This window comes from Actinomycetospora atypica (assembly GCF_042653685.1).
Classification (GTDB): domain Bacteria; phylum Actinomycetota; class Actinomycetes; order Mycobacteriales; family Pseudonocardiaceae; genus Actinomycetospora; species Actinomycetospora atypica.
The window spans coordinates 268809-281725 of the sequence record NZ_JBHSIV010000003.1; the positions used below are offsets into that span (position 1 = coordinate 268809).

A 12917-nucleotide genomic window follows, 5' to 3' on the forward strand; every position below is an offset into this window, starting at 1 on the left:
ACTGATCCGTGCCTGGACACGGATTACTGCGCACAGGTGCTCACATGCCGGGCGGCCGGACCCCCCGGATCGAGGCGTCGAGCAGCTGCACCGGGTGCAGCATCGGCAGGTCGCCCTCCAGGTACTTGCGGATCTGGAGCAGGCAGCCGGGGTTCGCGGTGACGAGCAGGTCGGCGCCCGTGCCGCGGATGTTGTCGGCCTTGCGGCGCCCGAGGTCGCCCGCCGCTTGCGGCTGGAGCATGTTGTAGATCCCGGCCGAGCCGCAGCAGATCTCCGCCTCCGGGAGCTCCGCGAGCGTCACGCCGGGTATCGAGCGCAGCACGTCGCGGGGCTGGGTGCGGATCTTCTGGGCGTGCCCGAGGTGGCAGGCGTCGTGGTAGACGACCTTCGCCTCGACCGGGTGCCGCGGCGCGCGGGACTCGGCGAGGGCGTCGGCGAGCACCTCGGAGATGTCGCGGACCTTCTCCGAGAACCGCTTCCCCCGCTCGGACCACTGCGGGTCGTCGGCGAGCAGCTCGCCGTACTCCTTCATCGAGGAGCCGCAGCCGGCGACGTTGACCGCGATCTCGTCGACCTCGGCCCGCTCGAACACCGCGATGAGCTCCTTGGCCCGGGTGATCGACTCCTCCTCGCGGCCCGCGTGCAGCCCGAGGGCCCCGCAGCAGCCCTGCTCGCGCGGGGCGATCACCTCGTAGCCCTCGGCAGCCAGCACGCGCGTCGTCGCGAGGTTCACCTGGTGGAAGAACACGTCCTGCACGCAGCCGACGAGCATCCCGACCCGGCCGCGGCGGGCACCGGCGGCGGGGGTGACCACCGGGGTGCGGGAGAAGGCGTCGCGGACGCTGACCGGCGGGAGGAGCGACTCCATGGCGACCAGCCGCTCGAAGCGCTCGGGCAGGCGGGCGAGGAGCTTGTCCATGCCCTTCGGCCGGAGCTTCTGGTAGAGCGCGCCGCCGAGAGTGGCGGCGCGGAGCCGCCGCCGGTAGGGGAACAGCGTGAAGATCGCCTCGCGGAAGAGCCGGTCGGCGCGCCCGCGCGGGACGTTGCGCTCGATCTGCGGGCGGGTGGCCTCGAGCAGCCGGTCGTACTGCACGCCCGAGGGGCACGCCGTCACGCAGGCCATGCAGCCCAGGCACCGGTCCATGTGCGTGGTGAAGGCGCCCTCGAGGGGGATCTCGCCCTTCTCGGCCATCTCCATGAGGTAGATGCGCCCGCGGGGGGAGTCCATCTCCTCGCCCCAGAGCGCGTAGGTGGGGCAGGTCGGCAGGCAGAACCCGCAGTGCACGCAGTCGTCGAGCAGCTCCCGGGCCGGCGGGTGGTGCTCGTCGAAGCTGCCGGTGGTCGCGGCGGCGAGCGCGTCGGTGCGCTCGGGGCCGGGCGCGTTCTCGCCGCGCTGGGAGGTGAAGTCGGGGCCGGGCCCGGTGGTGGGGGTGCTGGTCACGCGGACACTCCAGTCCTCGGGCCGGTGGCGGCGGGGCTCGCGGGGGCGATCACCCAGGGGGCGAGGCGTCCCCGGCCGAGCCGGTGCTCGGGGTCGAACGCGGCGGCGACCGCGCGCAGCAGGGCCGCGCTGCTCGGGGCCGGGCCGAACGCGGGCAGGTCGACCCCCGCGGGGTGCGCCCGCAGGGTCGAGGTCCCGCCGGCCGCCGCGACCCGGCGGTGGACGGCGTCCACAGCGTCGGCGCGGGCGGGGACGGTGAGGGTGGCGACGCCGGTGGCCGGGGCGGCCGTGACATCGCGGGCCCCGGCGTCGGCGGTGAGGCCGGTGAGGACCTCGCCGAGCGCGGTGGGCTTCGTGCCGATGCGGAGCACCGCGCGGTCGGCGGGCCGCTGGTCGACCGCCGCGGCGTGGGCGGCCCACGCGGCGTCGGCGTCGTCGGGGGAGAGGATCTCCGCGTCGGCGCCGAGCAGGCCGGTGAGCCGCTCGGCGCGTCCCTCCACGCCGGCCTCGGTGCCCTCGAGCAGGGCCAGCAGCCGCCCGTCGGACCACTCGAGCGCCGCGGCCTCCACGGGGGTGTCGGTGACGTCGCGGCCCCGGGCTGGCAGGTCGGCGAGGGCGTCGACCGGCAGCGCGATCGTCCGCCGGGCCGGGGGCAGCGGGTGGAGCCGGAGCACCACCTCGGCGAGCAGCCCGAACGTGCCGTACGCGCCGTGGAGCAGCTTCGTCAGGTCGTAGCCCGCGACGTTCTTGATGACGTGGCCGCCGGCGCGGGCGACGGTGCCGTCGGCGAGGACGACGGTGACCCCGATGACGAGGTCGCGCAGCGAGCCGTACCCGAGGGCGAGGGGGCCGGAGTCCGCGGTGGCGAACAGCCCGCCCACGGTGGCCCCGCGGGCGGCCCGGGCGGCGTCGAGGGCGACCCGCTGGTTCTTCCCGGCGAGGGTCTCCTGCAGCGCGGTGAGCGGCGTGCCCGCCCCGACCGACACGGTCATGTCCCCGGGGTTGTGCTGGATGACGCCGTGCAGGCCGGTCACCGACACGGCGGTGGCGTCGGCCGCGACCGGGGAGCCCCAGTCGGCCGCCGTCCCGGCCCCGGTGGCGACGACCGGGCCGGGCGTGTCGAGCACGGCTTCGCGCAGCTCGACCAGGGTGGTGGGTGAGGTGCTCACAGGCGACTGATCACTCCAGCCTCTTCCAGGGGGTGCGGGCGGAACGGGCCGGGCCGCTCGCCGCACATCCGCGGCGTCGGGAAGATCTTGCCGGGGTTGCACAGCCCGTCGGGGTCGAAGCCCGTGCGGACGCGGAGCATCACCGCGAGGTCGTCCTCGGTGAACATCCGCGTCATCGAGCAGGCCTTGTCGGCGCCGATGCCGTGCTCGCCCGAGAGCGACCCGCCGAGCTCGACGCACAGTTCGGCGATCGCGCTCGAGAGCTCCTCGGCCTTGTCGTGCTCGCCCGCGGCCTCCGAGTACAGGACCAGCGGGTGGAGGTTGCCGTCGCCCGCGTGGAACACGTTGGCGACCCGCAGGCCCTTCTCCGAGCCCATGGACGCGATCTGGGAGAGCACCTCGGCGAGGCGGGTCCGCGGGACCACGCCGTCCTGGACGATGTAGTCGGGGCTGATCCGCCCGACGGCCGCGAACGCCGCCTTGCGGCCCTTCCACACCCGTGCCCGCTCCTCGGCGCTGTCGGCCACGTGGATCCGCGTGGCGCCGTGCTCCTCGCAGATGCGGGTGATCTCGGCGAACTGCTCGTCGCACTCCTCGGCGGGGCCGTCGAGCTCGATGATCAGGGCCGAGGGCGACTCCACCGTGTAGCCCGCCCCCACGGCCGCCTCGGCGGCCTCCATCGCGAGCGAGTCCATCATCTCGACGGCCGCCGGCACGATGGCCGCCTCGACGATCGCGCCGACGGTCTCGCCCGCGGCCTCGATCGAGGGGAAGTCGGCGAGCACGGTGCGCACCGCCTCGGCCGTGCGCAGCAGCCGCACGGTGACCTTGGTGCAGATCCCGAGGGTGCCCTCCGAGCCGAGGAAGACCCCGCGCAGGTCGGGTCCCGCCTGCTCCGGGGACGGCCCGCCGAGGGTGACCACGGAGCCGTCGGCGAGCACGACCTCCATCTCGAGCACGTGGTTGGTGGTGAACCCGTACTTCAGGCAGTGCGCCCCGCCGGAGTTCTCGGCGACGTTGCCGCCGATGGTGCAGACCTGCTGGCTCGACGGGTCGGGCGCGTAGTAGAGCCCGTACGGGGCGGCGGCCTTCGAGATGTCGAGGTTGAACACCCCGGGCTCGAGCACCGCGCGGCGGTTCTCGACGTCGATCTCGAGGATCCGGCGCAGCTTCTGCAGCGAGATGACCACGCCGTCGGCCACGGGCAGGGCACCGCCGGACAGGCCGGTGCCGGCGCCGCGGGCGACGAACGGGACGCCGTGGCGCGCGCAGACCTTCACGCAGGCCGCGACCTCCTCGGCGTCGCGGGGCAGCACGACGACCGCGGGCACCTGCCGGAAGCCGGTCAGGCCGTCGCACTCGTAGCTGCGCCGGCCGACCTCGTCGGTGATCACGCACGGGTCGGGCAGGAACTCGGAGAACTCGCGGGCGAGGGCCGTCGATGATGCTGCGGCCGTGGTGGTGGCTGTGGTCACGATGACACGCTCCCTCGGGTGGCTCCCGGATCCTCGCCCGCGCGGCGCACGACCGCCACCAGAGAGGCCGGATCGGACAGGTCCTCGACGACGTGCTCGGCGCCCGACGCCACGAGATCCGCGACCGTCGCGGACCCGGTGGCGACCCCGACGGCGACCGCGCCCGCGGCGTGGGCCGCCTCCACGTCGCGCGGGGTGTCGCCGACGACGACCAGCCCCACGGGTCGCCCGTGCCGCCGCTCGAGCCGGTCGCGGGCGGTGTGGACGAGGGTGGCGCGGGGCCCGGCGAGGTGGCCGTAGACGCCGTCGTCGAGGTCGAACGGGCCGGGGTGCAGGCCCGCGACGGTGAGCTTGAGCTCGGCGCCCGCCCGGACGTTGCCGGTGAGCACGATCTGGTCGACGTCGGGTTCCCGGGCCAGCCGTGCGACCGCGTCGCGCACCCCGGGCAGCACCGTCAGGGTGGCCGCGAGCTCGTCGTCGCGCCCCCGCCACTGCTCGGTGATCGCCGCGATCATCGCGTCGGTGTACTCATCGCCCCGTGCCACGAGCGGTCCCGCCGCCCCGCGCGGCAGCCCGTCGCGGAACGCCTGCGCGACGAGGTGGTCGGTCATCCCGCCCATCGCGACCTCGGGAGGCTCGTGGCCGGTGACGGACAGGAAGGCGCCCCGGAGGACCTCGTAGCCGGCCCGGCCCCCGCGCAGCAGCGTGCCGTCGATGTCCCAGCACACGCCGACCGGCCGGCGGCTCACGCCGGGGCCCCGGCGGGGGAGCGGGTGGACTCCAGGCCGGTCAGCTGGGCGGCGATCCGCCCGGCGGCGTCGCGGAGCAGCCGCCCGACCTCGGGCAACCGGTCGTCCCCGAGGCGGGCCGCCGGGCCGGACACCGAGACCGCGCACGGGGTGGGTGCCGCGGGGACCGGGACCGCGACGCACCGCACCCCGACCTCCTGCTCCCCGTCGTCGACGTGCCAGCCCCGCTCGACCCCGAGCCGGATCTCCCGGTCCAGCAGGACGACGTCGACGATGGTGGCGGGCGTGCGGGGAGCCATCCCGCCGCGGTGGGCGAGCTCGCGGGCGGCGGCGGTCCCGACGACGGCGAGCAGCGCCTTGCCGACGCCGGTGCAGTGCAGGGGCACGTGCGCGCCCACCTCCGTGAACATCCGCATCGGGTGGGGCGAGGGGACCTGCGCGAGGTAGACCGCGGACGCCCCGTCGAGCCCCGCGAGGTTCGCCGACTCCCCGGTCGCGGCGACCAGGTCGGCCAGCACGGGACGCACGCCGTCCCCCAGCACCCGCCCCGCGGCGTCGCCGAGGCGGACCAGGCGGGGGCCGAGGGCGTAGCGGCGCCCGGCCTCGCGGCGGACGTGGCCGAGCTCGACGAGCGTGGAGAGCAGGCGGTGGATGGTGGGGGCCGGGAGCCCCGACGCAGCGGCGAGCCCGCTCAGCGTCGCGCCGCCGCCCGCGTCGGCCAGGTGGTCGAGGAGCTCGAAGGCGCGCTGCAGGGACTGCACGGAGCGGCCCGGGGACTCCGGCACGCGCACCTCCCCGGGAGCTGTCGACGGCGCGGGTCACCACCCGCCCACGCCACGGAGCCCACCATTCCGCATGGCGGAAAGCAAGTTCCGTGGGTAGGAAGGGCGATGTGCCCCAGGGGTTGACGCTCGAGGTCGCGGCGTACGACGACCCGGAGAGCGTGCGGTTCGTCGACGCCGTGCAGGCGTTCTACCGCGAGCGCTACGGCGGGATCGACCGGACGCCGGTCGACCCCGCCGAGTTCGCGGCGCCGCGTGGGGTGTTCCTCCTCGGCCGGCTCCCCGGCGTGGCCGCCGCCGTCTGCTGCGGCGGGTGGCGGCGGCACACCGCCGACACCGTCCCGATCGAGGACGCCGGGGTCCTGCACGCGGGCGACGCCGAGATCAAGCGCATGTGGGTCGACCCGGCCCACCGCCGGCGCGGTCTCGCCTCCGCGCTGCTCGCCGAGCTGGAACGGCGGGCGCTCGCGGCCGGCTGTTCCCGCACGGTCCTCGAGACCGGGAGCCGCCAGCCCGAGGCCGAGGCGCTCTACCGCGCCCGCGGCTACGCACCGATGCCGAACTTCGGCGTGCACCGCGACGAGCGCGACAGCGTCTGCTTCGCCCGCGACCTCGGCCCCCGACCCGCCGGGGACCGGGAGCCCGGCCGCGGCTAGCGTGGCCGACGTGCGGAGGAACGGCTGATGGCGAGGCCCTTGTCCGAGACCGTCGAGGCCGGGTGGGCGCAGGCCCTGGAGCCCGTCGCCGACACCGTCGCCGCGATGGGCGACTACCTGCGCGCCGAGGTCGCGGAGGGCCGCACGTACCTCCCGGCGGGGAAGAACGTGCTCCGCGCCTTCCAGCAGCCGTTCGAGCAGGTGCGGGTGCTCGTCGTCGGGCAGGACCCGTACCCGACGCCCGGCCACGCCGTGGGCCTGTCGTTCTCGGTGGCGCCCGACGTCCGGCCCTTCCCGAAGAGCCTGCAGAACATCTTCAAGGAGTACTCCGAGGACCTCGGGCACCCGATGCCCTCGACGGGCGACCTGACGCCGTGGGCCGACCAGGGCGTCCTGCTGCTCAACCGCGTCCTCACGGTGGCTCCCGGCGCCCCCGGCTCGCACCGCAACAAGGGCTGGGAGAAGGTCACCGAGCAGGCCATCAGCGCGCTGGTCGATCGGGTCGACAGCCCGCTCGTCGCCCTGCTGTGGGGTCGCGACGCCCGCTCGCTCACCGCGCTGCTGGGGGAGGACGTGCCCACGGTCGAGTCGGCGCACCCGAGCCCGATGTCGGCCGCCGGCGGGTTCTTCGGCTCCCGGCCGTTCAGCCGTGTCAACTCCTTCCTCGAGGAGCTGGGCGACGAGCCGGTGGACTGGCGCCTGCCCTGACCGGCGGGCGTCGTCGGCGCTAGCGGCGCGTGCCGAAGCGGCGCCGGGGGCGTCGCTGCGGGGCGAACATGCTCCAGCCGCGGCTGGGGATGGTGTCGGGCCGGTGCCGGCCGCAGCCGTCGCGTCGGCGGCCGCGCACGAGCGCGAGCAGCCGGTCGAACGGGCGGCGCCGCGGGGCGAGCACCGGCAGCGCGGTGTTCGGCGGGGCCGGGCGGTCGAGGGTCGCCACGGGGGCCGGGGCCGCCGCCGGGGCCGCCACTCGGGTGGTGCCGGAGGCCGCGGGCTCCGGAGCCGGCGTCGGGATGACGACGTCGGCGGCGGTGAGGCGCTGGGAGACGACCCGCAGGGGCACCGGGGCCGATCGGCGGTGGACGGTGCGCTGTGCGCGGGGGAGACGGGGCTCAGGCGTGACCGGGTAGCCCGACGAGGCGTCCGGTCGGCTCACCTCGTCCTCCGTTCGTCGCAGTCTCGCAGCAGCGCAGCGTCGCCGATGCTCCCCTAGCTACCGTGCAGGCGCAAGGACGGCCGCATGTGCGTGTGACGGAACGCGCCCGACGACGAGCGGTCGACGACCCCGTGGAAGGGGCCGCCGCATGGTGCCGGAGACCCGGTGGAGCCCGAGCGGACCGGGCGTGGAGACGGCACGGCACCCCGACGGCGGGCTGCTCGTCCGGGCGCGGGGGGACGTCGACGGACCCGTCCTGCACTACACGCGCGCGGAGGCGGACGCCTTCGTCCGCGGCGTCCGCGACGGCGAGTTCGACGACCTCGCGGGGCCGGCCGGGGCGGAGCTGTCCTGAGCCCGACCTGACCCTGGACAGACCTCGGGCCCGGGACGCACGTGGCGTTCCCGGGCCCGGGGCCGTACTGATCAGGGACTAGACGCGGCTGACCTTGCCCGCCTTGAGGCAGGAGGTGCACACGTTCAGCCGCTTCCGGTTACCGGTGCCCACACGGGCGTGCACGGTCTGGATGTTCGGGTTCCACCGACGGTTGGTCCGGCGGTGGGAGTGCGAGACCGACTTCCCGAAACCGGGGCTCTTCGCGCACACGTCGCACACCGCAGCCACTTCGAACACCTCTCGATATCGCCGACATCCGAGCGCACGGGGCAGACACCACCGTGCAGCAGGTCCCCAGCGTAACCGAGCCCCGGAGGCACCCCCGGCGGCGGGGTCGGGAGACCGTCGGACCCCGGTGGCAATCTGGCACCCGTGGTGCACATGGACTCACCCCTGGCCGAGGCGATCGGCGGGCGATCGGCGTCGGCGCTGCGCAAGCACCTCGACATGACCACGGTGGGCGACCTGCTGCGCCACCTGCCGCGCCGGCACGACAAGGTCACCGACGTCGGCAAGATCGACCCGCGCGACCTGACCGTGGGCGACTACGTCACGGTCATCGCCGACGTCCGCACCGCGGGCGGGGAGCGCAAGTTCCGGCGCGGCGGCGGCCGGGGGCAGCTGCACATCACGTCGATGGTGGTGGCCAACGGCCCCCTCGAGTTCAGCGTGACGTTCTTCAACCAGCCCTGGCGGCTGCGCACGATGCCGCCGGGCACGCGGGCGATGTTCGCGGGGAAGCTCGAGCGCTTCCGCGACCGGTGGCAGCTGGGCTCCCCGCGGGCGGTCCGGATCAGCACCGGCGAGGACTCCACGGATCCCGACGACGAGGCCGTGAAGCTCCCGCCGGTGATGCCGTACTACCCGGCGACGAAGGACGTGCAGACCTGGGAGCTGCTCGCCGCGGTGCGCCAGACCCTCGAGGTGCTCGACGACCCGGTCGACCCGGTGCCCGAGGAGATCCGCCGCCGGCACCACCTGGTCGACCTCGGCCGGGCGCTGCGCGACATCCACCTGCCCGCCACCCTCGACGACATCGCGCCGGCACGCCGGCGCCTGACGTGGGACGAGGCGCTCGGGCTGCAGCTCGCCCTGCAGGGGGAGCGGATCGCCGCCGCGGTGCGCCCCGCCCCGCCGTGCCCCCGGCGCGAGGACGGCCTGGCCGCCGCCTTCGACGCCCGGCTGCCGTTCGAGCTCACCGGGGGCCAGCGCCGCGTCGGGGCCGAGCTGTCCGCGGCGCTGTCCTCCGCCACCCCGCTGAACCGGCTGCTGCAGGGCGACGTGGGCTCGGGGAAGACCGTGGTCGCGCTGCGGGCGATGCTCCAGGTGGTCGACGCGGGCCGCCAGGCCGTGCTCCTCGCGCCCACCGAGGTGCTGGCCGCCCAGCACGCCCGCTCCCTGCGGTCGATGCTCGGGCCGCTGGGCCGCCGCGGCGAACCGGCGGGCCTGTTCGACGAGGCCGAGGAGCCGGTCGAGCTCGACACCAGCGAGCAGGCGACGAAGATCGTCCTGCTCACCGGGTCGCTCGCGGCCAAGGAGCGCCGGCAGGCCCTGCTCGACGTGCAGTCGGGCGAGGCGGGCATCGTCGTCGGGACCCACGCGGTGATCCAGGAGTCGGTGGGGTTCGCCGACCTCGGGCTGCTCGTCGTCGACGAGCAGCACCGCTTCGGGGTCCGCCAGCGCGACGAGCTCCGGTCGCGCCCCGGCGAGTTCGCGCCGCACCTGCTGGTGATGACGGCGACGCCCATCCCGCGCACGGTGGCGCTCACCGTCTACGGCGACCTCGAGAACTCGGTGCTCGACGAGCTGCCCGCCGGGCGCAAGCCGATCGACACGCACGCGGTCCCCGGCAACCGGCCGAAGTGGCTGGCACGGGTGTGGGAGCGCGTCCGCGAGGAGGTCGACGCCGGGCACCAGGCCTACGTCGTGTGCCCCCGCATCGGCGACGGGCAGGCCTCCGAGGAGGAGGACCAGGGGGCGGGGGGCGACGAGCGTCGTCCGCCGCTCGCCGTGCTCGAGGTCGCCGAGCTGCTCGCGGCCGGTCCGCTCGCCGGCCTGCGGGTGGAGATCCTGCACGGCCGCCTCCCCCCGGAGGAGAAGGACGACGTGATGCGGCGGTTCTCCGCCGGCGCGATCGACGTCCTGGTCTCCACCACCGTGATCGAGGTCGGCGTCGACGTCCCGAACGCCACCGCCATGGTGGTCCTCGACGCCGAGCGCTTCGGGGTGTCGCAGCTGCACCAGCTCCGCGGGCGGGTCGGGCGGGGCGACACCGCCGCCGCCTGCTTCCTCGTCAGCGAGTACGAGGGCCCGTCGATGGAGCGGCTGCAGCGCATCGCCGAGATCCACGACGGGTTCGCGATGGCCGACCTCGACCTCGAGCTGCGCAGCGAGGGCGACGTGCTCGGCACCGAGCAGGCCGGGCGCCGCCGCTCGCTGCGCTTCCTCTCGGTCCGCCGCCACCTCGAGGAGATCACCGAGGCCCGCGACGTCGCCCGGGCCGTGCTCGCCGACGACCCGACGCTCGACCACCACCCGCGCCTCGTCGGCCTGGTGCGCGCCGTGGTCGGCGACGAGGGCGCGAGCTTCCTCGACAAGCTCTAGTCCGTCGCGGCAGGGCGACGCCGGTCCGTGTGGCCAGGCTCCGGGCGGCCGTCGTCCTGCGGTCGCCGGGGGTGACCGGTCGCCTACCAGGAGGTAGCCGATCGGCGCGCAGCGGCGACCTCCGGGCGCGACACGCACCACCGGGGTGGCCCCGAGGGATCACGGTTCGGTTACGGTCTGGCGGTCGGTCTGCAACAGCGGTCCGATGCGCTCGGCCGTTTCGCCCGGTACCCGTCCGGCGGCTTCCCCGGAGCGCTCACGACGTCCAGGACGGGACGGAGATCGTCGGCCGACCGCACTCCCCAGCGGCAGGTCGACCAGGGACGCGACGCGTCCCCGTCCGGTCGCCGTCGGGCGTGGAGACGACGCATGACCGCTGTTCTCCCGTCGGTCGCGCCCGTTCCCGGTGGACGTCACCGTGCTCCGGACGCGGCGACCACCGGGTCGCTCGGGCCGATCCCCCAGGACCTGACCGGTCGCGGCGCCCACGGCGCCCCCGCCGGACCGGTCGCCGAGCGGATGCCCCGCACCGGCCCGCCGACCCCCCACGGTGGACAGCGCTCCGTCTCCCAGCCCTCGCTGAACCGCGCCGCCCGGACGGCGGGGCTCTCCCTCGCCGCCCTCGGTGCCCTCGCCGGCGCCGGCGGTGCCGCGGCGCACGGCCTCATCCCGGCCGACGAGCCCGCGCAGACCGGTGAGGTCGCCCTCCCCACGAACCTCGCGGCGAGCGCCATGACGCTCCCCGCGGTCGACCGGGCCGCGCCCGCCATCACCTCGGTGATGCCGGTGGTCGCGCCCGCCGCGGCGCCCGTCGAGGCCCCGAAGTACAAGACCGTCGCCGCGAGTGCGCGCCCGGCCGCCGCCCCGGCGCCCGCGGCGAAGCCCCAGCCCGAGGCGGCCGCCGGCTCGTCCATGGCCCAGAGCGCGATCTCCGCGGCGAAGTCCCGCCTCGGCAAGCCGTACGTCTGGGGGGCCACCGGCCCCAACTCGTTCGACTGCTCCGGCCTCATGCAGTACGCGTTCGAGAAGGCCGGCAAGGACCTGCCGCGCACCTCGGCCGCCCAGTCGAAGGTCGGCAAGAAGGTGTCGATGGACGACCTGCAGCCCGGCGACCTGATCTTCCTCTACAGCCCGGTCAGCCACGTCGTGATGTACGTCGGCAACGGCAAGGTCATCGAGGCGCCGACCAGCGGGCAGGACGTCAAGTTCACGCCGCTGTCGAAGATCGAGAAGAACGCCGTCGGCGCCCGCCGCGTCGTCTGATCGACCCGCAGACGAGAGCGGCCCGGGATCCCCTCCCCGAAAGGGAATCCCGGGCCTTGTTCGGTGTACGGACGCTCCCCAGCTCCCGGGCACCGATGGTCTCGCTCGACGGGGCTGCTCGTCCCGTCTCTCTCTAGAGTGGCCGGTCCGGCCGGGGGGCAACCGGGTCCCATCGAGTGATCTGTGTGACGCCTCACGGTCACGGAGAGCAGTGGTCGGACCACCGACGGTGCCGCAGCCCTCGATGAGGTCATCCTCGTCGGTGTGACCGCCGCGCTCCGGACCCTGCTCGTGGTGGCCCTCGGCGTCCTCACCGTGCTCGTCGTCCCCTCCTCGGCCACCGACGCCTGCGGGGCCGACGTCCCCGGGCTGGCGCGGCGCACGGTCGACACCGGCGTCGTCGACCTCGACGTGGCCGTGGGGGGACCGGTCGACGCCCCGGCGGTGGTCCTGCTCCACGGGTTCCCGGAGACCTGGCGCACCTGGCGGACGGTCGCGGCCGACCTCGTGGCGGACCACCGCGTCGTCGTGCCCGACCTCCGCGGCGCCGGGTGCTCGGACCTCGCTCCCGAGGCCGCCGACGGCCGCACCGCCTACGGCCCCGCCGCACTCGCCGCGGACCTCGACGGTCTCGCCGCCGCCCTCGACCTGGCGCCCGCCGTGGTGGTCGGCCACGACATGGGCGCGATGGTCGCCCTCGCCTGGGCCCACGAGGCCCCGGCCCGCGTCCGGCACCTCGTGCTGTCCGGGGGCGGCGTGCCGGGCGCCGGCCTCGAGGAGCTCGCGCCCCCGCACCTCGCGGTCTTCGCGGGCGCACCCCCCGGGGAGATCGCCGCCCGGGTGGCCGGGCACGAACGGGAGTTCCTGACGAGGTTCGTCGGCGGGGGTCCGGTGGTGGCCTCGGGCTCGCGCGACGACGCCGTCCGCGCCTACTCCCGGCCGGGCCGCCTCGACGCCGCGATCGGGCGCTACCGCGGGCTCGTCCCCGACCCGCGCCCGCTGGCCGTCCCCGCCACCGCTCTCGAGGGCGGCGCCCCCGGCATCAGCGCGGCCACGCTGCCACGGGTCGCGCCGGGCGCCGAGGTCGTCGTGGTCCCCGGCGCGGGCCACTACCTGCAGGAGGACCGGCCGCTCGCGACGGCGGCGGCGATCCGGGAGATCGCCGCGCGGCCCTGACGCGGTCCGGGCCGGCCGCCGGGGGACGAACGGCCCGGTCGTCACCCTCTTC

Annotated in this window: 13 protein-coding genes; 6 read left to right on the top strand and 7 right to left on the bottom strand. The window is 75.6% G+C overall.

Going from position 1 to position 12917, the window contains the following annotated elements; translation table 11 throughout:
• Positions 1–40 precede the first annotated feature (40 nt).
• From ACFPBZ_RS04515 to ACFPBZ_RS04535, 5 genes are all read right to left on the bottom strand, one after another.
• Positions 41–1441: a (Fe-S)-binding protein gene (locus ACFPBZ_RS04515; RefSeq protein WP_378034803.1), complete on the bottom strand. Its 1401-nt coding sequence runs from the start codon at positions 1439–1441 to the stop codon at positions 41–43.
• Complete coding sequence (locus ACFPBZ_RS04520; RefSeq protein ID WP_378034804.1) at positions 1438–2610, bottom strand: FAD-binding oxidoreductase; 1173 nt, start codon at positions 2608–2610, stop codon at positions 1438–1440. The genes ACFPBZ_RS04515 and ACFPBZ_RS04520 overlap by 4 nt, the downstream gene beginning before the upstream one ends.
• Positions 2607–4019, bottom strand: coding sequence for an FAD-binding oxidoreductase (locus ACFPBZ_RS04525; RefSeq protein ID WP_378034841.1), 1413 nt, complete (start codon positions 4017–4019; stop codon positions 2607–2609). Before ACFPBZ_RS04525 ends, ACFPBZ_RS04520 begins: the two co-directional genes overlap by 4 nt.
• Before the next feature lie 62 nt (positions 4020–4081).
• Positions 4082–4834, bottom strand: a complete 753-nt coding sequence (locus ACFPBZ_RS04530; protein WP_378034805.1) for an HAD family hydrolase — start codon at positions 4832–4834, stop codon at positions 4082–4084.
• Positions 4831–5619: an IclR family transcriptional regulator gene (locus tag ACFPBZ_RS04535; protein ID WP_378034806.1), complete on the bottom strand. Its 789-nt coding sequence runs from the start codon at positions 5617–5619 to the stop codon at positions 4831–4833. Before ACFPBZ_RS04535 ends, ACFPBZ_RS04530 begins: the two co-directional genes overlap by 4 nt.
• A gap of 107 nt (positions 5620–5726) precedes the next feature.
• Between ACFPBZ_RS04535 and ACFPBZ_RS04540 the strand changes: the two genes are divergently transcribed.
• Entirely contained in the window at positions 5727–6272 is a 546-nt protein-coding gene (locus ACFPBZ_RS04540) for a GNAT family N-acetyltransferase (RefSeq protein WP_378034807.1), read from the top strand.
• Between the two features lie 24 nt (positions 6273–6296).
• Entirely contained in the window at positions 6297–6980 is a 684-nt protein-coding gene (locus ACFPBZ_RS04545) for a uracil-DNA glycosylase (protein ID WP_378034842.1), read from the top strand.
• A gap of 19 nt (positions 6981–6999) precedes the next feature.
• Here ACFPBZ_RS04545 and ACFPBZ_RS04550 read toward each other — a convergent pair whose 3' ends face one another.
• Positions 7000–7425 (bottom strand): hypothetical protein, encoded by a 426-nt coding sequence (locus tag ACFPBZ_RS04550; protein WP_378034808.1) that lies wholly within the window; start codon positions 7423–7425, stop codon positions 7000–7002.
• 187 nt (positions 7426–7612) lie between these two features.
• Between ACFPBZ_RS04550 and ACFPBZ_RS04555 the strand changes: the two genes are divergently transcribed.
• The gene (locus ACFPBZ_RS04555; protein ID WP_378034809.1) at positions 7613–7780 is read left to right on the top strand and encodes a DUF397 domain-containing protein; all 168 of its coding nucleotides are present in this window, start codon (positions 7613–7615) and stop codon (positions 7778–7780) included.
• 78 nt (positions 7781–7858) lie between these two features.
• Here ACFPBZ_RS04555 and rpmB read toward each other — a convergent pair whose 3' ends face one another.
• Complete coding sequence (rpmB, locus tag ACFPBZ_RS04560) at positions 7859–8050, bottom strand: 50S ribosomal protein L28 (protein WP_378034810.1); 192 nt, start codon at positions 8048–8050, stop codon at positions 7859–7861.
• A 153-nt stretch (positions 8051–8203) separates the two neighbouring features.
• On the opposite strand from rpmB, the gene ACFPBZ_RS04565 reads away from it, so the two are divergent.
• From ACFPBZ_RS04565 to ACFPBZ_RS04575, 3 genes are all read left to right on the top strand, one after another.
• Positions 8204–10426, top strand: a complete 2223-nt coding sequence (locus ACFPBZ_RS04565) for an ATP-dependent DNA helicase RecG (RefSeq protein ID WP_378034811.1) — start codon at positions 8204–8206, stop codon at positions 10424–10426.
• Between the two features lie 369 nt (positions 10427–10795).
• The gene (locus ACFPBZ_RS04570) at positions 10796–11689 is read left to right on the top strand and encodes a C40 family peptidase (RefSeq protein ID WP_378034812.1); all 894 of its coding nucleotides are present in this window, start codon (positions 10796–10798) and stop codon (positions 11687–11689) included.
• Between the two features lie 264 nt (positions 11690–11953).
• On the top strand, positions 11954–12865 hold the full coding sequence (locus tag ACFPBZ_RS04575; RefSeq protein ID WP_378034813.1) for an alpha/beta fold hydrolase: 912 nt from the start codon (positions 11954–11956) through the stop codon (positions 12863–12865).
• Positions 12866–12917: the final 52 nt, after the last annotated feature.

Coding starts and splice junctions, on each gene's coding strand:
- ACFPBZ_RS04565 (WP_378034811.1), top strand. CDS start 8,204: ATGGACTCACCCCTGGCCGAGGCGATCGGCGGGCGATCGGCGTCGGCG.
- ACFPBZ_RS04570 (WP_378034812.1), top strand. CDS start 10,796: ATGACCGCTGTTCTCCCGTCGGTCGCGCCCGTTCCCGGTGGACGTCAC.